This window comes from [Clostridium] aminophilum (assembly GCF_900101295.1).
In the GTDB taxonomy this organism is placed as follows: Bacteria; Bacillota; Clostridia; order Lachnospirales; family Lachnospiraceae; genus Clostridium_R; species Clostridium_R aminophilum_A.
In genome coordinates, this window is record NZ_FOIL01000035.1 from 1 (window position 1) to 21,382 (window position 21,382).

At 43.9% G+C, this 21,382-nt stretch carries 25 protein-coding genes and 1 pseudogene; 7 read left to right on the plus strand and 19 right to left on the minus strand.

What is annotated here, in order from left to right; genetic code table 11:
- From BMW41_RS09725 to BMW41_RS09785, 14 genes and pseudogenes are all read right to left on the minus strand, one after another.
- Nucleotides 1-212: pseudogene (locus BMW41_RS09725) on the minus strand (group II intron reverse transcriptase/maturase); the annotation flags it as partial.
- Between the two features lie 582 nt (nt 213-794).
- The gene (locus tag BMW41_RS09730; protein ID WP_074649910.1) at nt 795-1,049 is read right to left on the minus strand and encodes a hypothetical protein; all 255 of its coding nucleotides are present in this window, start codon (nt 1,047-1,049) and stop codon (nt 795-797) included.
- A 122-nt stretch (nt 1,050-1,171) separates the two neighbouring features.
- Nucleotides 1,172-2,269: a redox-regulated ATPase YchF gene (gene ychF, locus BMW41_RS09735; RefSeq protein WP_031471780.1), complete on the minus strand. Its 1,098-nt coding sequence runs from the start codon at nt 2,267-2,269 to the stop codon at nt 1,172-1,174.
- Between the two features lie 203 nt (nt 2,270-2,472).
- Complete coding sequence (locus tag BMW41_RS09740) at nt 2,473-2,922, minus strand: tyrosine-type recombinase/integrase (protein WP_074649911.1); 450 nt, start codon at nt 2,920-2,922, stop codon at nt 2,473-2,475.
- Between the two features lie 124 nt (nt 2,923-3,046).
- On the minus strand, nt 3,047-3,304 hold the full coding sequence (locus BMW41_RS09745) for an excisionase (RefSeq protein WP_330386980.1): 258 nt from the start codon (nt 3,302-3,304) through the stop codon (nt 3,047-3,049).
- Nucleotides 3,291-3,830, minus strand: coding sequence for an ATP-binding protein (locus tag BMW41_RS09750; RefSeq protein ID WP_177171217.1), 540 nt, complete (start codon nt 3,828-3,830; stop codon nt 3,291-3,293). The genes BMW41_RS09745 and BMW41_RS09750 overlap by 14 nt, the downstream gene beginning before the upstream one ends.
- 25 nt (nt 3,831-3,855) lie before the next feature.
- Complete coding sequence (locus BMW41_RS09755) at nt 3,856-4,101, minus strand: hypothetical protein (protein ID WP_074649913.1); 246 nt, start codon at nt 4,099-4,101, stop codon at nt 3,856-3,858.
- A 413-nt stretch (nt 4,102-4,514) separates the two neighbouring features.
- A complete protein-coding gene (locus BMW41_RS09760; protein WP_074649914.1) occupies nt 4,515-4,745 on the minus strand; it encodes a hypothetical protein in 231 nt (76 codons plus the stop codon).
- 14 nt (nt 4,746-4,759) lie between these two features.
- Nucleotides 4,760-5,377, minus strand: a complete 618-nt coding sequence (locus tag BMW41_RS09765) for a hypothetical protein (RefSeq protein WP_074649915.1) — start codon at nt 5,375-5,377, stop codon at nt 4,760-4,762.
- Nucleotides 5,378-5,727: 350 nt separating this feature from the next.
- Entirely contained in the window at nt 5,728-6,018 is a 291-nt protein-coding gene (locus tag BMW41_RS15410) for a hypothetical protein (RefSeq protein ID WP_143050850.1), read from the minus strand.
- 25 nt (nt 6,019-6,043) lie between these two features.
- Complete coding sequence (locus tag BMW41_RS09770; protein WP_074649916.1) at nt 6,044-6,250, minus strand: hypothetical protein; 207 nt, start codon at nt 6,248-6,250, stop codon at nt 6,044-6,046.
- A gap of 275 nt (nt 6,251-6,525) precedes the next feature.
- Complete coding sequence (tnpB, locus tag BMW41_RS15415; protein ID WP_074649917.1) at nt 6,526-6,732, minus strand: IS66 family insertion sequence element accessory protein TnpB; 207 nt, start codon at nt 6,730-6,732, stop codon at nt 6,526-6,528.
- Nucleotides 6,733-7,111: 379 nt separating this feature from the next.
- On the minus strand, nt 7,112-7,918 hold the full coding sequence (locus BMW41_RS09780; RefSeq protein ID WP_074649918.1) for a hypothetical protein: 807 nt from the start codon (nt 7,916-7,918) through the stop codon (nt 7,112-7,114).
- Nucleotides 7,919-7,926: 8 nt separating this feature from the next.
- Nucleotides 7,927-9,270 carry a hypothetical protein gene (locus tag BMW41_RS09785; RefSeq protein ID WP_074649919.1) on the minus strand — a complete coding sequence of 448 codons (1,344 nt, stop codon included), beginning with the start codon at nt 9,268-9,270 and terminating at the stop codon, nt 7,927-7,929.
- A gap of 431 nt (nt 9,271-9,701) precedes the next feature.
- On the opposite strand from BMW41_RS09785, the gene BMW41_RS09790 reads away from it, so the two are divergent.
- A complete protein-coding gene (locus BMW41_RS09790) occupies nt 9,702-11,105 on the plus strand; it encodes an IS5 family transposase (protein WP_074649920.1) in 1,404 nt (467 codons plus the stop codon).
- A 93-nt stretch (nt 11,106-11,198) separates the two neighbouring features.
- The gene (locus BMW41_RS09795) at nt 11,199-11,474 is read left to right on the plus strand and encodes a transposase (RefSeq protein ID WP_074649921.1); all 276 of its coding nucleotides are present in this window, start codon (nt 11,199-11,201) and stop codon (nt 11,472-11,474) included.
- A gap of 175 nt (nt 11,475-11,649) precedes the next feature.
- Here BMW41_RS09795 and BMW41_RS09800 read toward each other — a convergent pair whose 3' ends face one another.
- From BMW41_RS09800 to BMW41_RS09820, 5 genes are all read right to left on the minus strand, one after another.
- Nucleotides 11,650-12,126 (minus strand): pyridoxamine 5'-phosphate oxidase family protein, encoded by a 477-nt coding sequence (locus BMW41_RS09800; protein WP_074649922.1) that lies wholly within the window; start codon nt 12,124-12,126, stop codon nt 11,650-11,652.
- Nucleotides 12,127-12,417: 291 nt separating this feature from the next.
- Nucleotides 12,418-12,969, minus strand: a complete 552-nt coding sequence (locus tag BMW41_RS09805; protein ID WP_074649923.1) for a flavin reductase family protein — start codon at nt 12,967-12,969, stop codon at nt 12,418-12,420.
- 56 nt (nt 12,970-13,025) lie between these two features.
- Nucleotides 13,026-13,457 carry an Rrf2 family transcriptional regulator gene (locus BMW41_RS09810; RefSeq protein ID WP_074649924.1) on the minus strand — a complete coding sequence of 144 codons (432 nt, stop codon included), beginning with the start codon at nt 13,455-13,457 and terminating at the stop codon, nt 13,026-13,028.
- Nucleotides 13,457-14,272, minus strand: coding sequence for a nitroreductase family protein (locus BMW41_RS09815; RefSeq protein ID WP_074649925.1), 816 nt, complete (start codon nt 14,270-14,272; stop codon nt 13,457-13,459). Before BMW41_RS09815 ends, BMW41_RS09810 begins: the two co-directional genes overlap by 1 nt.
- A gap of 113 nt (nt 14,273-14,385) precedes the next feature.
- Nucleotides 14,386-16,209, minus strand: a complete 1,824-nt coding sequence (locus BMW41_RS09820; protein ID WP_074649926.1) for a sigma-54-dependent Fis family transcriptional regulator — start codon at nt 16,207-16,209, stop codon at nt 14,386-14,388.
- A gap of 241 nt (nt 16,210-16,450) precedes the next feature.
- Between BMW41_RS09820 and BMW41_RS09825 the strand changes: the two genes are divergently transcribed.
- The 5 genes from BMW41_RS09825 (at nt 16,451) to pdxA (ending at nt 21,321) form a co-directional block, all read left to right on the plus strand.
- The gene (locus tag BMW41_RS09825) at nt 16,451-16,747 is read left to right on the plus strand and encodes a UxaA family hydrolase (protein WP_074649927.1); all 297 of its coding nucleotides are present in this window, start codon (nt 16,451-16,453) and stop codon (nt 16,745-16,747) included.
- A 4-nt stretch (nt 16,748-16,751) separates the two neighbouring features.
- Nucleotides 16,752-17,921, plus strand: coding sequence for a UxaA family hydrolase (locus BMW41_RS09830; RefSeq protein WP_074649928.1), 1,170 nt, complete (start codon nt 16,752-16,754; stop codon nt 17,919-17,921).
- Nucleotides 17,922-17,952: 31 nt separating this feature from the next.
- Nucleotides 17,953-18,915, plus strand: coding sequence for a 2-keto-3-deoxygluconate permease (locus BMW41_RS09835; RefSeq protein WP_031471760.1), 963 nt, complete (start codon nt 17,953-17,955; stop codon nt 18,913-18,915).
- 88 nt (nt 18,916-19,003) lie between these two features.
- Nucleotides 19,004-20,245, plus strand: coding sequence for a four-carbon acid sugar kinase family protein (locus BMW41_RS09840; RefSeq protein ID WP_074649929.1), 1,242 nt, complete (start codon nt 19,004-19,006; stop codon nt 20,243-20,245).
- Nucleotides 20,242-21,321 (plus strand): 4-hydroxythreonine-4-phosphate dehydrogenase PdxA, encoded by a 1,080-nt coding sequence (gene pdxA / locus BMW41_RS09845; protein ID WP_074649930.1) that lies wholly within the window; start codon nt 20,242-20,244, stop codon nt 21,319-21,321. The genes BMW41_RS09840 and pdxA overlap by 4 nt, the downstream gene beginning before the upstream one ends.
- Nucleotides 21,322-21,382 lie beyond the last annotated feature (61 nt).

Below are 21,382 nucleotides of genomic sequence, written 5' to 3' on the forward strand. Positions count from 1 at the left end.
CCGTCGACTCCCGGCGCTCCCTTGTTTGCCTTCACTCTCTTAAAAGCTCTGTTAAGGTTGCCCTCTTCCAGTATCTTCTCCAAAAGATCCGGCTGTGCACTGTCCCTTTCCTTCCATATCCGGTTGAATGAGCGATGCGCTCTCACATACCCTTTGTGTTCCGCACTATCTCTTTGTGAGCAGCCATCATTGCTGATGTTTTCTGCATCCATGTGCGCATTCCTCCTTTCTCGGTCGTATTAAGGACTCCTACTGATTCGGCCCTTCGCCTCTCGGCTACTATGACCTCTGCTGACTTCTGCATGCTCAGCGTCGCCTCGTATCCTTGTGCGGCGTTTACTCCTTTCGGAGCGTTCCATGCAGATCTCCCCGGGTACCGACACGTTTCTTTCCCTCCATCTACCTGCCTCATCTATCCCGCATGATTCCGTGTAGTTATTGGGCTTTGGCTTGTACGGCAGTCTTACCCTCATGCGTGACCTCATATGTGGTTTCTGTTCGTCAGGCCAGAGGTTTGCCCGTGGTTAGTCTGTTCCCACATCCGGCTTCCTTCAGATCCCGCCTCGCGGCGGACACCCTCGCCTTCGGCTGTATCCTTCCCACTACCGGGCGGATTCGGGACTTTCACCCGTTAGAAACGTGCGCCGCCGGGCGCACCATGCAAAAAGACCCTTCGGTTCCGAAGAACCGAAAGGTCTTTTCCTCATTGCGATATTTGAGACGATTCAAATTCACTTTTTCCGGTGCCGACCGGAGATCCGAATCCCGTTCTGCTGCGCAGAACATTCTTCCGTTCAGACTTCCTTTACCAGCGCATCATACATGTTTGATCCGTCCATCTTGAGATATGCAACATTCTCAATAACAGCCTGTGCACATGTATCATAGGTGTTTCCGAGAATACTCTTGAATGTATGCTGGACATTTTCTCTGTAAGAGCCGTTCTTCTCAGCCGCCGGCTCATCCTTTTCGTACTGCACCGGTGTAACCAGAAGCTCTGCAAGTTTACGGATTGTCATCTGTTCCATTAACTTATCGTAGTTTGTCATCATTTCCCCCCAAAGTGCGCTATTTTCCTGTTTTTTTATATTTTTTCAAAGAACGGAACAATTCTATCGCACCTTTAGTTTCCTGTCAAACATTCACTGAAAGATAATGTTGTTTTTTGAGTTTACACGTTGAAACGGAATACAACGACATCGCCGTCCTGAACCACGTATTCCTTGCCCTCCATGCGGACAAGTCCCTTCTCACGGGCTCCGGTGTATCCCTGACAATCCAGAAGATCCTGATAATTGATAACCTCAGCCTTGATGAAACCTCTCTCGAAATCCGAGTGGATCTTTCCTGCTGCCTGCGGAGCCTTGAGGCCCTTCGTAATCGTCCACGCACGGGTTTCCTTCTCGCCGGCGGTCAGATAAGAAATCAGTCCAAGCAGAGAATAAGAAGCACGGATAAGCTTATCCAGGCCGGACTCGGAAAGACCGAGATCCGCAAGAAACTCCTTCTTCTCCTCATCATCCAGCTGAGAGATCTCCGCCTCAATCTCGGCGCTAATAACAAATACCTCACTGCCGGACTCCTTCGCATATTCGCGAACCGCCTCCACATATTTGCAGGAAGCACCGTCATCGGCAAGATCCTCTTCTGCCACATTTGCCGCAAAGATCACCGGCTTCCAGGTGAGAAGATCCAGCGTGTCGATAAATGCGCGCTCGTCATCGTCTGCCGGCTCATAACCGCGAGCCATCTTTCCGTTCTCCAGGAAATCATACAGTTTCTGAAGAACCGCAACCTCAGCTGCCGCCTCCTTATTGTTAAAAGCGGACTTCTTTGTCTTGGAGATACGGCGTTCCAAAACATCCATATCCGCAAAGATCAGCTCCAGATTGATAGTCTCGATGTCACGGCGCGGATCTACGCTTCCGTCAACGTGCACAACGTTTCCATTATCAAAGCAGCGAACCACATGAACGATCGCATCGCACTCGCGGATATTTGCAAGGAACTGGTTTCCGAGACCTTCGCCCTTAGAAGCTCCCTTTACAAGTCCCGCGATATCAACGAACTGAATCACCGCCGGTGTCACCTTCTGGGAATTGAACAACGCTGCAAGCTGGTCCAGACGCGGATCCGGTACAGCAACAACGCCGACATTCGGGTCAATGGTGCAGAACGGGTAATTTGCCGCCTCTGCGCCTGCTTTGGTCAGGGAGTTAAAAAGTGTGCTTTTTCCGACGTTCGGAAGACCGACAATGCCTAACTTCATAATGCTATATATCTCCTTTAAAAATCCTTATTTTACGCGGTTTTCAACGCTTGTTCCTTAGCAGGTGTACCAATTACTGTACCAATTGATTTACTGTACCATCAAAACACATGGGATGGCAAAAAATCCCCCAACATTAAGCGTCTTCGCCACAAGATTAATTTCTTTCGTTTTCTCCTCTTCGGTAATGTGAACATACAGGTTCATCGTAATCCCAATATTGGAATATTATAAAGAGTAATTCTGGTCTGATAGATTGTAGACGTCTTGTATCCTGCATCTGCCATATCTAAAAAGATACGCTGACAATGGATCGGTTTTACTTCCGTAAGCAACTTCTTTCCAATCACATTGCGTATATTTCTCTCGTACCTTTCTGTATAGTTTCTCACAGTATTTGGCCTCACGGTTTTCTGCTTGATACTGATCCAGTATTCATACCAGGCCTCCACAATCATATCAGTGGCATTCTCAATGTCCGTGTGTTCATCAATATATGTCGCATCCGCAATCCACTGTCTGCATTCCTGCAACGTCTTAAAACGTTTCACCTGGCGTTTTCCGTGTTTATCCGTATATCTCGCCACATAAAGCCCATCCGTCTGCTGGACGATTCCCACGCCAAGTTCCTTACCTCTAAGGTCTTTTCCCATTTGCGACTCCTTTCTTCTACTAAAGAAGCCCCAAATCAGCTTGTATATTATACACTAATCAAGTGCTCTTTACAATGTAGTTTCATTTTTCAAGTGCGCAAAAACCGCTAAAAACAAGGTGTTGCTATATTTCAATATTATCTGCGATAAACTTTTCAAATTCCTTCCGTTTTACTAATTTCTTCTTCCCTACATATAGAACAAACGGGCATCTCGGTGTACGAAGCAAACTCTCTATCTTATTAATCCCAATATTGGAATACTCGGCAGCCTCCCTCACAGTGAGTGCCACTTTTGCTTCAATCGGCACCGTCTGCTTCTTCTGCTCCGACATCTTCGCCAATGTTGAATCCTTATAGTCCTCAATATTAACCATTTCCATTCGAAGGCTCCTCCTTTCCAAATATTTCTTTTAAAATCTCGTGCTTATGTTTACCGGATGCCACACGCTTACTCTCTGCAGTCTCCATGTGAATCAGACGACACATATCCAGAATCCTGTCTAAAACTCGAGCAAACATAAGCTCCTGCTCTTTTACATTCTTTATGTTTGCCAAATCTAAATTGGTCGTAACAATCAGAGGCTTTCCCGAAGTCCATCTCCGGTTAATCACGTTGCCAATATTCTGCAAAGCGAACTCGGAATCCTGCTTCGCTCCTAAATCATCGATGATTAGAAGTACATATGAATCCAACGACTTCACATATTCCTCTGCATCGAATTTTGAGATATTGGAGATTCTGGCAAAATCGGTCATCAAAACTTTCTTCTCCTGCTCTAATAAAGCATTGGCTATGGCCGCCGCCATATAGGTCTTTCCCGAACCCAAATTGCCCCACAGAAGCAGTCCAATATGTTCCTGCCTAACCTTCTCCCAATTCTCTACATAACGCTTCGCCATAGCCATCTGAGGCACCATCCCATCATCGTTTTCAAATCTCTAAAAGATTCAGTTTTTCCAGATCCATGAAGTATCGTTTTCCATCGTTGCTTATCTTTATCAAGCTGTCTCTGGCATATCGAAAAGCACTCATCTTAGCTCTAGCAGTTGACTCCGGTTTTCCGCACTTATCCATTAAATATTTCTTTGCTTTATCTAAGCTGTACTCTCCGTCTCCTGCTAAGCAATATAATTCCCAATGATTTCCAAGATGCTTTAATGTTTCTGCAATATTCATTAATTAAACCTCCTGTTCTTTCCGCTCATAATTCATTTGGTTCAGTAAGTGACTCATTACTAGAAAAATGAAGAATTCTTTTCAATGCTTTTCTTAAATCCTTCACATTACATTTGGGGTGGTTTTCCGCCCATTACTAAATCGAGGACAAGATTTCTGAATTTTTTCTCTCAACATACATTTGGGTTGAAAAATCGCCCATTACTAAACCAAGAAGATTTTTTCTTCATCCCTTCATCTACTATTTGGAACGAGTCAGAACCGATTACAAAAAAATCTTATTTCCACCCGTTCAAAATACATATGGGACACATATGATCTGAATCTGCAGAAATTTTGCGCAAAAAAATAAGACAGGATTTCTCCTGTCTTACATCACTTCTGGTCCAATGGACCAAAAGTTACTCTATCATCTATTTCATCTGCTCATTAATCTCATCAAGAAGATACATCGCCCTATACGACTTATCACAATTCTTACATTGCCAATCACTACTATCCTTCTTGGCCTTTTTATGAAGTGAAATCAAAACTGTCCCGCATATAGGACATACAGTTTCTTCGCCATTCCACAATTTCTTTAAGAAGCCAACAGCTTCATCTCGATTTTCAAAACCAAGTTCTGCTAATCTAGCTCTTTCCATTTCTAAATCCTCTTCTATACCAGCTCACCCATCAAACCTCCTTCATAGATATTTCTATAAACTTTATCCGGATATAATGGCAAGTACTGTTTTACAACCGAAAAATCCACACCTACTGAGCTGACAAAATCTTTTAGCTTTGAAGTAAATTCTTGTCCGGAAATCTCGCTATACTTGTCAATCACAGACATCAAATCCAAAAACTGTAATGCTGATTTATTTTTAGACGTCACCTCTGCGACCGGTTTATATACAACAATGGTATTTCCATCTATCTCCTGCTTACGCTGTTTAGTCGATGCTTCATTACTACAAACTTCATAACAAGAAGGATTCTGCGTTGTAAATCCATATTTGTTCGCAAGCTGTAATCCCGTTATATAGCCCTCCACCTTTTCTTCTGACCCAAGATACTTCTTCTCGATATATTTATCCACTGAAACCTTTCCTTTTGTTCCAAGGATTGTAACATAGGAAATAAAATATACGCCATTATATAAGCGTTCTAACTTGCCCTCATCCACAAGTTTCTTCATTTCCTGGCGAAGATAGTCTTTTGAATCGCCCGGCAACTCAGTCAAAAATATCGGCTCACCATTTTTGTAATTTTCAATTATATAATCATATACCATCCGGCTCACCTCACAAAATCGAAACCGTTCATTTCAACTTTATGGTACTTCCATATGTCACTATTTGCAAGTTTTTATTCTGGCAAACCAGAAAATAACCCTGTCCAAATCTTGGTTCATTACGAGGCTTCGTAGAACATGAATCCCTTGTAAAATCAGCATTCCGCAACAATTCAACGACCTTGACCACCACTTGGCGACCACTCGTTGGACCACTTCATTTCATAATGTTCACAAAACACCCCTTCACGGATATTCCGAAACGAAGCTTCGTAACTCTGAAGCCCCATAAATACAGCATTCTGTCAAAAATCTGCGAATTGCCAACAATGTGCGGATAATCCGTTACTTCACTTAAAAAGTAAGTAACAGGATACGCATACGAGGTAGGGATATACACCTAAATATTCTTGGCCTTTATATACCTCATTTTGGGTTTGCTCTTTTGAAATCGGTAAAATACAGCATTGTCCACCACTTATCCCATCAAACACCACTTTCCGAACCGGAATGCCCTTGAACTGGTCTTCCAGACTCGGTTTCTTCTTGCGGGTTTTCACAACACGCTCGGCGAATTCGTCATCCGGAGTATTCTCGTTTTCTACTTCCGCCTCGTTAAAGAGACTGAGCTGCCCCGGAATATCAAACGTCCGCTTTTCGCTGCTTTTACCGAAAAAGTTTTTTCGTCAGATAATCATTTTGCTCCTGAAGAACCTTGAGCTTTTCCTGAAGGTTTGAATTCGCTTCTGCGTTTCGTTCAATCGTTTTCTGAAGAGATTTTATGAGATCATTCTGGCCGCGAACCGTTTCATTCAACTGAACGATGGTATCTTTCAGTTCCCGCAGCTGGATGTCTTTTGCATTGGTTGCCATCTCATTTCTCCCTTCCGATTAATGCCTTTATTATACCAAAAATGTGGCATTTTCTAAAGGGAGAGAAGAACTAAAAAACGCTGTTTTTATGCGGTATGTAGCGACTTTTTCGTACATCTTGTCAAGCCATTTTATTAGAGTGTTTACTCCATTTTAAGGGCTTTTGGCTGGTCCAGATCGATGCCTGACATGAGCCAGTCGAACTCTCTACAGGTCAAATTTCTGACCTCAGATTTCTTCCCGGCCATTGATAGCCACCTTTTACGGAGAGACGTTTATAAATCAAAAAAAACGTCCGGCTCATGATACAGCGCTTTGATCCGGTCTCTGCGTCTTCCGCAGAAAAGAAAAAGGGAATTCTCACTGGGATTCATCCTCAGTTCCTGTTCAACCACCGCGCATAAGCCGTCGATGGATTTTCGCATATCGGTGTATCCAGTTCCGATATAAATCTTGTCCGCGTTAGAGATATCACCTAGCATGTGAGCTCCTTCAGCAATCGCGGTGTTTTGGCTAGTACGGCCGGATCTGCCTGATTGCTGATCCGAATCCGAAGATCCTTTAACTGGATTTCAATCGTATGTGAATTGTCAATGTGCAAGTCCTCCTGCATTACAGCAGGACGTTCCGGAAATGAAGTTATTATCCTCCATCTTTCCCGGAGTACCATAAAGGTGCGCCAGAACAACTAATTTCACATTGGGATAGAGTTCAAAAGTCTTTTTCTACGTAGCAACGGGTGATTCCGATTGTAATGTGGAAATCAAAAACTGACTACATTACAAAAAACGTCTAATCCCAGCGATTACAGGATTGGATTTCGAAACATTCTTTATAATATTAAATACTAGTTGGTGTGGATTAAACAAGACCCCTCCAATATGTTCGATCGTCAAAGCTCAACGAGCCCTGAGTTAATCCTTTGGTCGATTTAAACTCACGAAAGCACAATGGATCCGACACTAAAATTCTGGCAAGTTCTTTTTCGCTTTCTTGCAAGGAATTCTTCAACACCGGATAGCCATCCGTAGCTAAAATAATATCCGAATTTCCTTCCACGTGCTTTACAAACACAAAGGGTTCATAGAAACTATAGCCATTTAGTGTTGGATATCCCAATGGCCCCGGTTGATTTTCATACGTAAAGCGGCCTTTAAGACCTTCCTCAATAGCGTCTCTGCCAACATCGTGAAAGAGCAATTTCTCTACCGATATTTTATTTCCCAAAGCCCCTTCAATTGTCTGTGCACGTTTCTCCGAGTTGATACGGTCTATTTCCTTTTCAAAGTTATACAACTCACCATTAATCATGCATTGGCAATCTCCATATCCCCATATCTCGTGTTTTCTGTCGTTGTAAATCATAACACTCGCTCTGGGATATTCCTCAATCGATAGAGATTCCCGAAGCGATTTTCCCAGTTTGTCGTTTAAGAACGCAAGCGCCTCTGTCGCAGACATTCTACAGAGCAAATCTTCTTGTTGCTCTGCCACCTCAAGCAAAATATCCCTCGCAAACCGACCGCTACTTTTTCCAAAAAACATCTTATTCGACTGAGCTGTTGCACCATCAATTACAACTACTACATTTTTTCCAATATAAAGACCATCCTCACACAAAGAGCAGTCGTCCTTTTTTCCTTGTATCAATGATTCTATTGTTTTCATGTTCGTTCTTAATCGTTTTTTCTTGCTAAGTATCTTTGGAAAAACAGCATACATCCGGAAGCTGACGGGAGCATTTGCAGGTCATGGCGTGCTTCATTGAACTTTTTCCCATCAAACACAGATACATTCGATGTGACATGATCGGCAAAAAATAACATTCTATTTCTAATATCCTCTGTTTTTATCCATACCAGCGTGTCACCATCACGCTCCATTTTTTCCTCATCATTACCGTTCTTTTTCATCTGATACTTCATGAAATCCTGCTCTATTTCGAGCGCCGTTTTTTCAATTCCCGTAACAAAGAATAACTGAGGTTTTCCTCCCTCTATTACTTCTCGATAAGCATTCAGGAAATGAATCTCCCCAATTAAATCTTTCTGAATTCCCAATTCGTCCACTATCTCATTTTTAACAGCATTGATTAAACCGAAAAAAGAAAAGACTCCGTCTGTTAAGGCATACTTCGTCTTCAAACTTGCACCTATACTATTGCCATATGTTCTTTTTCCAATGGAGACATTCTTTTTTCTAAAAACCAACGGGCACATTCCATCTTTTGATTCTACCATTCCATTAAAACCAAGATGGTTTGATAATCGGGAATTTCCTAATGGTACAAGCTTCGATCCTTGACCTAAAACACGTCGAACAGTGAGTCCTCCATCTAACTCATAATCCATTGCTCGATTTGTAGCCATCGAATTCAAATAAAAAGTACGTTCCGTCTCCATCAAGAATTGGTTATCCTCAAAACGCCAATCCTTTACTCTAACATTTAAGTTATTATAAATATTCGATGACTGATGCGCAGAAATTAGTGTCGAAAAGTTTTGTTCAACAAACGATGGCAACTCATAATATGAATTTTCGTTATCCTGAATCTGAATTATTGTCTTAGAATCGAATTTTGCGCAACAAACAATAGGAATAACTGCGTTTCCCTCTCCCTCTATCATTCCATTTTTTATGTGTTCATTATTAAGCGCTGTTGCATCCTCAAACGCTTCGTCTTTATATATTCTTTGCAACTCGCTCACGTTCAATTCAAGTTTGACATCATCTTCTATCCGATTATAAAACCAATCTTTGATTGCTCGTGCAAAAACGGTAATAATGGAAGCTATCAATGCCGATGAAAACATTGTCCAATCCACAAGACTGTTAACCATTTCTTCGAATGTGCGATGAATAAAGAAATGAGCAACAATCACAACCAGCAAAAAAATAATCAGCATAACAAAAACTTCCGCGAAATCTGTTCGCTCAATTTTTATTAATATTTTTTTCAAAGAAGTTTTTACTCGTTCAAATAACTGTTTTTTATTATGCCATTCGCCCTCTATTTTCATATTCTTTACTATCTCCTACTCCTTAATCCTTGTGTTAATTATATCTTTTTTATACCTCATTCTTCCCAGGTAACAAAGTATCTTCTAATTTTTGTCTTTCTTCGTCCATATTACCTCCTTAAAAGGGGCCCCAATAAATACGAATAGCACCTTCATCTTTTGAAAGTCGATTAAATCACAAAGTGATTGTTAATTACATTATCTCTATAAATATAGGAATCATGGATTATCTCCACAGGCTCCACAAATTATTATAATAGAATTTAATTCAATAACAAGAAAAAACCATACTAGTGTTAGCATCTAATTAGTGTGTGCTCAACAATCAAAAAGCCTTGATTTTACTGACTTTTTTGCCTGTACATGAGATAATTAATGCAAGGAATTACATTAAATTGTCTCAAAAACCTTGCACTTTCACGGAGAATCCCATGTATAAGAAAAATCAAAATCATCAGTTTAGTCTCCAGGATTTCAATCAGCCCATGGGTCTAAAACTTGATCCAGAGAATAAATGGATTAAAAAAGCTGCTATGATTCCCTGGGATGAAATAGAAGCTGTGTATGCAGATTTATTTCCATCCGATTGCGGAATGCCGGCAAAGCCATTACGTATGGCACTTGGTGCACTCCTGATTCAAAAAAAGTTTGGATTTTCTGACAGGGAACTCGTTGAACAAATCCAGGAGAATCCATATTATCAGTATTTTATTGGATTGCCTGGATTCCAATTAGAAAAACCATTTGCACCTTCTTTGATGGTTGAATTTCGTAAAAGAATTACCGACGAAAAGCTCGCAGAGATTAATGAATTAATCATTGATTACAACAAAAATGATGACGACAAAAATGATCATCCATCAGATGGTAATTCTGAAAACAAAGGTACAATGATAATTGATGCAACGTGTGCTCCGCAGAACATTGCATTTCCACAGGACATAAACTTGTTAAATGAAGCAAGAGAAAACCTTGAAGCAATTATTTCATCTGTCTGTTACGAGCATAACCTTTTAAAACCTCGCATGTACAAAAATAATGCGAGAAAAGATTACCTTGCCCTGGCTAAATGCAAGAAACGATCTTCCAAGAAAATACGTAAGGCAATCAAGAAACAACTTCAATACATCAAGCGTGACAGGAATTACATTGAGTGGTTCATGAGTTATGGATATTATCCTGATAAGCACCAGATGGAAAGAATAGCTGTCATTGATAAAGTATATGAACAGCAGGAATACATGTATAAAAACAATGTTCACACTGTTCCTGATAGGATTGTAAGCATATCCCAACCTTTTGTGAGACCGATAGTCAGAGGTAAGAGCAAATCGCCTGTAGAATTCGGTGCCAAGATCGATCTTAGTATTGAAAATGGACTCGGCAGATTGGAAAAAATATCATTCGACGCATACAATGAAAGCGAAGTATTGATATCTGCTATTGAGAATTTCTTTAAGCGTAATGGTCATTATCCTAAACGAGCACTTGCAGATAAGATTTACCGAAACAGAGAAAATCTTGCATACTGTAAAGCACGCGGGATAAGACTTGCGGGACCAGCTTTAGGAAGGCCCGGAAAGAATGTTTCAATTGATAAGCACATGGAGTACGTGGATAGCGTTGACAGAATTGAAGTAGAGCGAAAATTTGCATTATCAAAACATAGTCACGGTCTTGGATTAATCATGACAAAACTTGAAGAAACAAGTCGAAGCTCTATAGCACTATCGATCATATCCATGAACTTAGATTGCCTCCTCAGGCTTTCTTTGTTCCAAAAATTGATTTTGATATTTTCAAGGTACAATTGTTTATATGAGGCAGCCGTCTGAAAAATTAGGCGGTTGCTGAGCATACACTAATTAGTACATTTTAAAATGAGTTAATCCCTTAGATAGCATATAATACAAGAGAAGGAACTCATTATGCCCCAAAAAAACAAACAACACTCAAAACAGTTCAAGTTGGATGCTGTCAACTATCGCAAGGAACATCCTGATCTCACACAGGTTGAATGTGCCAAAAATCTCGGAATAGGCACCAGCACCTTAGCAAGGTGGGAAGCCCAGTTCAAAGATAATGATGGTGATATTCCCGCCAGAGGATCAGGTAACTACTCTTCTGACGAAGTCAAGGAAATTGCTCGTCTTAAACGTGAATTACGTGATGCTCAGGATGCACTTTTTTACCGACGGCAATAGACTATGTCTATTTTATTATGAAATTGAATTTGCGAAACTTATTGTACGTCATCCCCCGCCGATCTCAACCGTAATCTCCCCGGATCTGCCCGCCATACGATTCAACCTGAATTTGGTCAAAAGAAAAAGACCGGTCTCCCGATCCCTTTCGAAATTCTGTTATGTTTCAAATGTATTATGACTCATTTACCAGTTTCCCCGTCATATGATCCGGTATCAGTTTCAGACACTGAACCCGCGGAAGTGCATTTTTCAATTCCCTCTCAAGATATTCTTTGTCATCGGTAAATTTTTCCACAAGTCGAGTGCATATCTCTCTTGCCTTTTCCTCATCGGTTACCAATTCGATATGCCCAAATATAATGACACTTGTTATATTCAGAGGCCACTCTCCCGGCTTTCGAAATCCCTCATCATATACCGTGTAACAAGCCTTGTTACAGTTATTGATCGCGTCGATTTTGTGCCCCTCTTGTGCACCATGAAAATAAAGACAGCCGTCCTCTTCGCAATACCAATGATCGATCGGAATACCATAAGGATACCCGTTTTCGCCGATCAGAGACAAAACGCCTCTCTTCTGTTCATTCAGAACTCTCTTACATTCGTCATCGGACACCTGCTGTTTGAATCGTCTCATTTTTCTGAACATGATACACCTCTCTATTCTATCCCCTTGCTGATTAAAGAAATTAGAATTGAAAAAGCGCCAGCCTTTCATGTCTTCTACGGCCTAATGACATGAAATCTGACGTGACATTTTGCTACCCGGCGGCAGTTTATGATACGTGAACTATTATACGCAATTTTCCTTTTTTGTTCAACATCGTTCAGAACACGTGACCGTCTAATACGTAAAAATGCTAATGACTGACAGAACCAATCATAATGTCAGGCAGAACGAGTCATAATGAGTCATAACGCGACTATGTCGTTCAAAACCTTATTTTAATGTCATTCCATCTTTAAAAGCATTGCCTACTTTCGCTCCAACGCCATAATATGCATTTCCAAAAGGATCAAAGCTGATTGGCTTAACTTTTGTAATATCTACAGCACCGTCAGTAATTACACGGTCATCCGCAGAAACATTGATAATTTCGCCAATAAGGATTCCGTTTTCAAAGCTTTTCACCTTGCATTCCAGAGCAAGAGGAAGTTCGTCAATTAAAGGTGCGTCTACGAACTCGCTCTTAGTAGCGTGAAAACCGGCTTTGGCAAATTTGTCAGGAACCTTTCTTCCGGATTCTACACCTACATAATCACAGGGAACCACCTGGTCTTCCGTTGCCATACTTACGGTAAAAGCTCCCTTTACCTTGAGGTTGTCTGTCGTCTTGTGATCGGAAAGACTGATCGTAATTTCCCCGAAATCCGTAGTAATGCCCCAGGCCGCATTCATCGCATTCGGAACTCCGTTCTCATCATAGGTTCCGATAATCAGTACCGGCTGCGGATACATCAACGGTTTTACTCCAAAATTTACTCTGCTCATCAAAACATCCTCCTAATTTTCATAAAATACACGGCTGCCCAAAAGAATGCGGACTCTCACAAATGATCGCTCTCAATCTGTTCTCTCATCCTGTCCACACAATCCGCAAGGGTTGTATCTCGCAGTTCTTTTTCGGCTTTTTCTTCAATGTCACGAAATACATCCGTAAGTACCGGCTTTATATGTCTCCCTACGACACAACGGTCATTGGGATTCTGATGCAGATCAAATACATGGACTTCATCGGTCTCCGAAACTGCCTGATATATTTTATATAAAGAAAGTTTCTCCGGGCTTACTGTCAACTGAAAACCGCCGACTCCTTTCCTGCTCTCTATGATCCCCTTTTTCTTCAAAAGACCGGTAACCTTTCGGATGTAGCTGGCATTGGTGCCCACGCTTGCTGCAATCATCTCTGATGTCATCGGATACTCCGCCTCAGATATCAGAATCAGCACATGTATTGCGGATGAAAACTTCGTATCCATTATTCGGTCCTCTCATATGTTGCAATATAAAGGACATTTTCCGGCACGTTTATCTGCGGATCCTGAAATACAAAGGTACCCGATACACCATTTTCCTGCATGGTCAGATTAAAATGACACAGAGCAATCCCTACATCCACTTTTTGAATATCTCCCAGATCACTGTCATTGATGGACTTCTGCTCATAGAAATGAACCTTATTCCCCTGAACAATCACACGCCATGGCTGCTTATTTACGGCCGAAGGTGCAAGCCTTACCATTTCCAGGCCTTCCGCAAATTCTCCCGCGCTCTCTTTCGAAAGATCTTTTCCAAATGCGCCATCGAAGAAGAGCTCTCCAAATGCCATCCTGCCATCCGCTTTGAGCCCCTTTCGCATCAGTTTCTCACGAATGGACATTTTATCGGCAGGGTATCCCACCGGGCTTGCTGCCGGGAGGACCTCTCCACTCTCAACGTTCATTGCTTTCTCGAAGGTACCCCGGCTCAAAGACCCCGCCAGCATGACAGTCCCTATTCCCAAAGACTCCGCATACAGACACGCCTCTTCAAAGCTGTATCCGAATGCGATCTCAAAATGCTCCTCTTTCCGCACCTTGGCCGCAAGATACGTATGCTCTCCAAGAATAACCGGACTTGTAAGCTGATGCTCTTCTGCCTCAAGAAGCTGAAACTCCACCGGCACGCCAAACGGGTTGTTCAGTGAGGAAATGTATTTTTCCAGATTATTTCTATCTTCTGCGGAGAGCTGCCTGCCATCAAATGTCCGGACACTCCTTCTTCGTTTTATCACTTCTTTTGCTGAAAAAGTCATATTTCTAATCTCCTTATCTGTACTTGTATCTGATACCAATACAGCTTTACTATGATCGGTTCTGCCTGTCAAGTACTCCGAACATCCTTTTCCTGGGATCTGAAGCGTTGTCTCTAAAAATCCTTTTTCAGGATCCTCCAAAGGGTTGATCTTCCGATCCCGAGTCGTTTTGCAGTGCGCGCCTGATTCATGTTTTCCTCTTCCAGAACTTTCCGGATAATATCATACTCGATTTTTTCGAGTGTCTGGGACAAATCAATGTCACCGCCGGCCAACCCGCCGGTACTTTCCCGCCGGGTTCCCTCTTCCCGCAATATTTCCCGGATCCTTCTCCCGGTCAGCCAGGGCGACCGGGCCGTTTTTATAGCCTCATTTAGGATCCTCTCCAACTCATTGGTGTTGTTCGGCCACGAATATGATTCGAGAAGTTCCATTGCTTCCGGTTCCAGGCCAATGATATTGGTTCCATTCAGCTGGTTTTGCTCATGAATATACAGAAGCGCGTAATTGGCGATATTCGTGATGTTATTTCGAAGCGGAGAAATCCGGATCTCTTTACACTTCAAACGGTTTTTGATGCGGTTGATCCGCATCTCGTCAACATTGTGCGTGTGTTCAAAATGATTGTACTCATAGGTCAGCAACACGCGGCAAGTGACATTGGGAAGAATCTGCGCAAGCTGCTCCAAAAAATCCCCAAACACGTTATCCGATAAATACTGCATTTCCTTGAACAGAACACAGGTGTTCAGCGAAAAGAGCGGCGAATGAACGCTGTAAAATAAGTAATCCATGAGTTTTGCAGAGAGATCGCTTCCGCTGATTTGATACAGAAGATCTCTCTTGCCGGATGTTGTGAGAAAGATCTGATGTGCAATGATTGTTTTTTCAGTCCCCTTCTCTCCCGTCACCAGAATCGGCATGGATGAATGAACGATATCGGAATGCTTCGAAAGCGTGGCTGCTGCGACATTTCCCAGAAAACCTCCGCTATGAACCGCTTCTTTCTGTTTGGCATAGATGGTCAGATCTTCCTGGGAAAAGACATCCATCCCATGAAAACGGGTATGTCGTCCCGTTTCGGAAATGGAGACATTCACCGAAAAATACCAGACAGGAGAAGGCATTTTGGCACGAACGGAGCGGATAAAGAACATTTCTTTTCCGACCTTTTTCTGTGACATGCTTTTCTCCAGAGCTTTACGGTCGGAAAGCATCGGAAGTAACTCTCTGCAGGCATTTGTAATCCGATCCGGTATCCGTTTTGCGGAGTAAATGATCTCACCCCCGGCATTCATACTGAAGTCGTAGGATGGGGCGGATAAGAGAAACGACTTCATATTCTGATACTCGGTATTGATGGAATCAAAATACTTATAAACGCGCAGAATGTCATTAAAGGCGGTTTTAATGCTTTCGGGACCGGATACCAGAAGCATGGATTGAAGGCCGAATTCTGCGGCATACGATGTAGAAACCGCATCGCCGATAATTAACTGATACCCCTGATCCCTTGCGCTTTTGACCTTCTCCCTTGCGTCATTCCAGGAATGAACTGTAAAGATATCGTAGGAACGCTCTAATAATTCGCAAACCATTTTGACATCCGATGAAATGTTCGGGTAACAAAGAATAACTATTTTCCCAGAAAACCCTTCCACCAGTTTCAGGATTCCCATCAGATCCGGATACGTAAGAGGAATCTCAAAAACAGGTTTTTTTGCAACTTCATCGATATATAATTTGGTGCCCCCGCGCGATAAAATGACGTCATATTTGCTTTCATCATAGTGTTTTACGATGTCTGCACCGTCTTCGAGATCCCCGACCAGTGCATCCACCAATTCAATCCGGGAAAACTGTTTGGCGATCCGGATCATCGTTGTTTTCATGGAATCATATGGTGCAATTCCAAGTACTCGTACTTTCTGCAGCATGGTTCTCCTTTCACGCTGACACAAGAATTGGTTGAACAGATAGATTAAGTATGTGTCAAAATGAATCACGTATCAAGTATTATTTCACTATTTCAAAAAATTGTTCCTATATAAAACAGTTAGAATAAACTCACCTCGTTGTTGGATCGGATCTTCTCTTCTACTATAAGGGCAGAACTGACAGGCGCAATGGAATACGTATGAAATTGTCAACAGAGTATTTGGAGGAAAAGGAAGACTTATGAATGATGTAATCCATATTAACCCTAAGGACAATCTGGTAACTTGTCTTAGACCGATCGCCAAAGGGGAAACGCTCGAATTTGAGGGGGTAAAATACACCGTAACCAGCGATATTCCAAAGTATCATAAGATGTCGACCGCAGAAATCAAAAAAGGCGAATATGCGTATAAATATGGGCAGATCATCGGTCTTGCACTTGAAGACATTCATCCGGGGGACCATGTACATGTCCATAATATTTCGAGTACCAGAGGTCGCGGCGATGACCTGACGGCAGAGAGAAAGGATTGGTAAAGCTATGAAAATTACAGGATATCGACGTGAAAATGGTACATTTGGAGTACGCAATCACCTTCTGATTCTTCCGACCTCGGTCTGTGCAACCGATACTGCAGAAAAAATCGCTGCGCAGATTCCGGGAGCGGTTTCCGTTCCGAATCAGCACGGCTGCTGCCAGATTGGATCTGATTCAGAGCAGGTGGAACGCACTCTGGTTGGTTTTGGCGTGAATGCGAATGTCGGTGCAGTTCTTGTAGTGGGACTGGGCTGTGACGGAATTCAGGCAGAAAAACTTGCGAGCCGCATCGCTGTATCGAAAAAGCCGGTGGAATGGATCACTATTCAGGGTTGTGGCGGAACGTTAAAGGCAATTGCCAAAGGCGCAGAAATTGCTTCCCGTATGCAGAGAACGCTCTCTGAGATGGTTCGGGTGGAAGGTGATCTTTCCGAAATCATTCTGGGAATGGAATGCGGCGGATCGGACCCGACCAGCGGTCTTGCATCCAATCCGTCCATTGGATATGTATCCGATAAGCTTTGCAGCCTTGGCGGTTCCAGCATTCTGAGTGAGACCACAGAAGTCATCGGCGCAGAGCACATTCTGGCAGAACGTTTTGTGAACGAAGAAGAAAAAGAAAAATTCCTTCATATGGTTCACCGTACAGAGCAAAGAGCTCTTGATCTCGGAGAAGACCTCCGGACCGGACAGCCGACGCCGGGAAATAAAGCGGGCGGTCTTACCACGATTGAAGAGAAATCTCTTGGCTGTATGTATAAGGCCGGCACTTCCGCTCTCTTCCAGGGCGCTCTGGAATACTCTGAAATCCTTCCGTTAGATAAAGCGCACGGTCTCTATTTCATGGATACTCCGGGACAGGACATCGATTCGATCACCGGAATGGTCGCTGGCGGAGCAACCGTCATCATCTTCTCAACCGGACGGGGTACTCCGACCGGAAGCCCGATCGCTCCGGTAGTGAAGATTACCGGAAATAATGATACATACAACAATATGCCGGATAACATTGATATCAATGCCGGCAGAATCATTGTTGACGGTGCGGGCATTGCAGAAATCGGAGAAGAAGCGTTCCAGATGATCGTGGAGGCATGTAACGGAAAAATGACCAAGGCGGAAGCACTTGGTCACCGCGAGTTTGGAATCTACAAAACTGCAGGTACATTCTGATTTCGATAGAAAAACCATTCGGAGGTTTATCATGAAGATAATGAAAACGGTTCAGAAGGTTCCGGGCGGTCTGATGATCGTTCCGCTTCTTCTTGGTGCAATTGTAAACACCTGTTTTCCACAGCTCTGGGAAATGTATAACGGAACATTTACCGTACATCTCTGGAAATCCGGTGCGATGCCGATTCTTGCCGCGTTCCTGTTCTGTAACGGAACAACGATTGATGTAAAACAGGCTGGTGTTACCGTGGAAAAAGGCTGCCTTCTGACCGCAATTAAGGTCACCGTTGGAATGCTGATCGGGATTCTTGTCAGCAGGGTCTTTGGCGAGGCAGGAATCTTTGGACTTGCTCCGATCGCGATCATCGCGGCAATCGCTAACTCCAACGGCGGTCTCTATGCGGCATTAGCCGGAGAATATGGCGATGCAACCGATGTTGGTGCGGTATCCATTCTTTCCATCAATGATGGACCGTTCTTTACCTTACTTGCACTGGGAGCTGCCGGATATGCGGTTCCGATCAACACTCTGATCGGCTGTGTCATCCCGATCATTATCGGCTGCGTTCTCGGAAATCTCGATCCGGATATCCGAAAATTCTGTGCACCGGGAGCCTCTCTCCTGATTCCATTCTTTGCCTTTCCGCTTGGAGCAGGTCTTACGTTAACATCGATCGTAAAGGCCGGTCCTGCCGGAATCGTACTTGGTATCGCTTCGACGCTTCTTACGGGACTTGCAGGATATCTCATCTACAAAGCGCTTCGTTTTAAGCATCCGGAAGTCGGTGCAGCCATCGGAACCACAGCCGGAAATGCAGCGAGCACGCCGGCGGCGGTTGCTGCGGCGGGGGTTATCTCAACAGCAGTCGGTGATGTTGCAACCGTTCAGGTTTCAGCAGCGATCATTGTAACGGCGATTCTTTGCCCGATCCTGGTTACCGCGCTTCATAAAGCAGAATCCAAGGGAAAAGCCAATCCATCCGTAACAGCATAAGGATCATACTTTTTTCGGTAAGGCGGGAGCGGAACATCCTGCCTTACCGATACGTGTTACAAAGACAACGATGGAAAGGAACAACAAGATGCTGAAACTGATTGTACTTGCAGATGATCTGACCGGCGCGCTGGATACCGGAATCCAGTTTGCCAAGAGCTCCGACGGCACGCTGGTCGCATTGGATTGTGATGTTTGCTGGGATGACGTGAGTGCGGAAAAAGAAGTCCTGGTGATTGATACGGAGTCCAGACATATTGCCCCGCAGGAAGCTTATCAGAGGGTGAAACATCTTAGCGAAAAAGCAAAAAATGCCGGAATTCCGTTTATCTACAAAAAAACCGACTCTGCGCTTCGCGGGCATGTCGGAAGTGAACTTGCGGCCGTGTTGGATGCGACCGGTGAAAAACAGCTTCACTTTATTCCGGCGTTTCCCAGGACAAAACGTGTAACCGTTCATGGAATTCAATACATTGACGGGATTCCGGTAGCGGATAGTGTCTTTGGATCGGACCCCTTTAATCCGGTTCGGCACTCTTCCGTCATGGATGTCCTTGCGGAAGAAACCAATCTCCGAACTCATTCCATTTCGTGTGAAGAAGACAGCTCGGAAGCAGAAGGGATTCTCATCTATGACGCGGAAAATGATGAAGATATTCAAAAAAGAGCCGGAGAACTGAAGAAAAAAGACAGGCTTCACGTAATGGCAGGCTGCGCTGGCTTCGCGGCAGTATTACCGGAACTTCTGGATCTCCATCGTGGAAATGCGAAAAACCACATTGAGCATAAACCGATGCTTGTCGTGTGCGGAAGCGTCAATCCGATCACCGTCACCCAGTTGGATGATGCCGAAAACAAGGGATTTCGAAGAGATCGGATTTCCCCGGAAACACTGTTGCGAAAGGAGCATTTTACCTCCGAGGAAGGGAAAACGAACGTTAAGGATTGGGCAGACTGGCTAAATAAGGGAAACGACCTGATTCTGGACACAAACACGCTTCCAGGATGTGAAACTGCTTATGATTTTGCCGATCAAGACGGAATTCGCCGGGAAGATGTTCCGGTTCTCATCTCACGCTCGATGGGACAGCTGGTAAAGGATTTGATCGACCTTGGCGTGGACGCAACCATGCTGATCACGGGAGGCGACACCTTAATGGGCTTTATGAAGGCGGAAAACATCCGGCTAATGCAGCCATGCAGGGAGCTTGTAGCCGGTACCGTTTTATCCATGGTTTCTATCCATGGAAAAACGTATAATATTATATCGAAATCCGGCGGCTTTGGCGTGCCCACACTGATTTCGGATTTAAAGGAGTTATTACAATGAACAAGAAACCGATCATAGCGATTTCCATGGGAGATCCCTTTGGAAACGGGCCGGAAATAACGGTCAAAGCGCTTTCTGACGAACATCTTTATGAGACATGCCGACCGGTTGTCGTGGGTGATGCGTCCTGCATGGAATATGCATGCCGCATTGCCCGAAAGGTCTCGGGAATTGATCTTCGAATCCATGTGATTTCGGAAGTAAACGAAGCACGCTTTACATACGGAACCATTGATCTCGTCGACATGAATAAAGTCCCGTCTTCCTCCATTCCGGATCACTCTGCGGAAGACTCTCCCGCCGCTTTCGGCGTTGGAGCCTGTGCGCTCGGCGGAGAGGCGGCATTTTCCTACGTCACAACCGTAATCGATTTGGCGATGAAAGGCCTCGTAGATGGTACGGTAACCAATGCGATCAGCAAAGAATCCATCAATATGGCGGGACACCACTATTCCGGACATACGGAAATCTATGCGGATTATACGGGAACCAAACGCTACGCGATGATGCTTGCGCATCACGACTTCCGGGTTGTTCACGTATCCACTCATGTATCTCTTCGGGAAGCGTGTGACCGCGTAAAGAAGGACCGCGTGCTCGAATGCATCCAGCTGGCGGCGGAGGCATGCAAAGACATGGGAATCGCAAATCCAAAGGTTGCCGTTGCCGGATTAAACCCGCATTGCGGAGAAAACGGATTGTTCGGCACGGAAGAAATCGATGAGATCCAGCCGGCAATTGAGGCGGCAAAAGAGCAGGGAATTGAGGTCCTTGGACCTCTCCCGCCGGACAGCATTTTCTCCCAGGCGATCGGAGGATGGTACGACATCGTGGTCGTTATGTATCATGATCAGGGACACATTCCGATGAAAACCGTTGGATTCGTCTATGACCGGGAGAAACAGGATTGGAAAGCGGTGGAAGGCGTGAACATTACCCTCGGTCTTCCGATCATCCGCGTCAGCGTCGATCACGGAACCGGCTGGGCTCTTGCCGGAACCGGAAAAAGCAATGAATTAAGCCTCGTGAATGCCATTGATTATGCTGCGAAACTTGCAATGGGGAAGCTCGCATAAGAATCAAGCATTATAGGGCTATTTACGAAAAAACTCACACTCTCGAACAAAAGAACGGACG

Bases quoted from the DNA above. Each gene is read 5' to 3' on its own strand.
- BMW41_RS09730 (WP_074649910.1), bottom strand. From the start codon at position 1,049: ATGACAAACTACGATAAGTTAATGGAACAGATGACAATCCGTAAACTT.
- ychF (WP_031471780.1), bottom strand. From the start codon at position 2,269: ATGAAGTTAGGCATTGTCGGTCTTCCGAACGTCGGAAAAAGCACACTT.
- BMW41_RS09740 (WP_074649911.1), bottom strand. From the start codon at position 2,922: ATGGGAAAAGACCTTAGAGGTAAGGAACTTGGCGTGGGAATCGTCCAG.
- BMW41_RS09745 (WP_330386980.1), bottom strand. From the start codon at position 3,304: ATGGAAATGGTTAATATTGAGGACTATAAGGATTCAACATTGGCGAAG.
- BMW41_RS09750 (WP_177171217.1), bottom strand. From the start codon at position 3,830: ATGGCTATGGCGAAGCGTTATGTAGAGAATTGGGAGAAGGTTAGGCAG.
- BMW41_RS09755 (WP_074649913.1), bottom strand. From the start codon at position 4,101: ATGAATATTGCAGAAACATTAAAGCATCTTGGAAATCATTGGGAATTA.
- BMW41_RS09760 (WP_074649914.1), bottom strand. From the start codon at position 4,745: ATGGAAAGAGCTAGATTAGCAGAACTTGGTTTTGAAAATCGAGATGAA.
- BMW41_RS09765 (WP_074649915.1), bottom strand. From the start codon at position 5,377: ATGGTATATGATTATATAATTGAAAATTACAAAAATGGTGAGCCGATA.
- BMW41_RS09770 (WP_074649916.1), bottom strand. From the start codon at position 6,250: ATGGCAACCAATGCAAAAGACATCCAGCTGCGGGAACTGAAAGATACC.
- tnpB (WP_074649917.1), bottom strand. From the start codon at position 6,732: ATGCTAGGTGATATCTCTAACGCGGACAAGATTTATATCGGAACTGGA.
- BMW41_RS09780 (WP_074649918.1), bottom strand. From the start codon at position 7,918: ATGAAAACAATAGAATCATTGATACAAGGAAAAAAGGACGACTGCTCT.
- BMW41_RS09785 (WP_074649919.1), bottom strand. From the start codon at position 9,270: ATGAAAATAGAGGGCGAATGGCATAATAAAAAACAGTTATTTGAACGA.
- BMW41_RS09790 (WP_074649920.1), top strand. From the start codon at position 9,702: ATGTATAAGAAAAATCAAAATCATCAGTTTAGTCTCCAGGATTTCAAT.
- BMW41_RS09795 (WP_074649921.1), top strand. From the start codon at position 11,199: ATGCCCCAAAAAAACAAACAACACTCAAAACAGTTCAAGTTGGATGCT.
- BMW41_RS09800 (WP_074649922.1), bottom strand. From the start codon at position 12,126: ATGTTCAGAAAAATGAGACGATTCAAACAGCAGGTGTCCGATGACGAA.
- BMW41_RS09805 (WP_074649923.1), bottom strand. From the start codon at position 12,969: ATGAGCAGAGTAAATTTTGGAGTAAAACCGTTGATGTATCCGCAGCCG.
- BMW41_RS09810 (WP_074649924.1), bottom strand. From the start codon at position 13,457: ATGGATACGAAGTTTTCATCCGCAATACATGTGCTGATTCTGATATCT.
- BMW41_RS09815 (WP_074649925.1), bottom strand. From the start codon at position 14,272: ATGACTTTTTCAGCAAAAGAAGTGATAAAACGAAGAAGGAGTGTCCGG.
- BMW41_RS09820 (WP_074649926.1), bottom strand. From the start codon at position 16,209: ATGCTGCAGAAAGTACGAGTACTTGGAATTGCACCATATGATTCCATG.
- BMW41_RS09825 (WP_074649927.1), top strand. From the start codon at position 16,451: ATGAATGATGTAATCCATATTAACCCTAAGGACAATCTGGTAACTTGT.
- BMW41_RS09830 (WP_074649928.1), top strand. From the start codon at position 16,752: ATGAAAATTACAGGATATCGACGTGAAAATGGTACATTTGGAGTACGC.
- BMW41_RS09835 (WP_031471760.1), top strand. From the start codon at position 17,953: ATGAAGATAATGAAAACGGTTCAGAAGGTTCCGGGCGGTCTGATGATC.
- BMW41_RS09840 (WP_074649929.1), top strand. From the start codon at position 19,004: ATGCTGAAACTGATTGTACTTGCAGATGATCTGACCGGCGCGCTGGAT.
- pdxA (WP_074649930.1), top strand. From the start codon at position 20,242: ATGAACAAGAAACCGATCATAGCGATTTCCATGGGAGATCCCTTTGGA.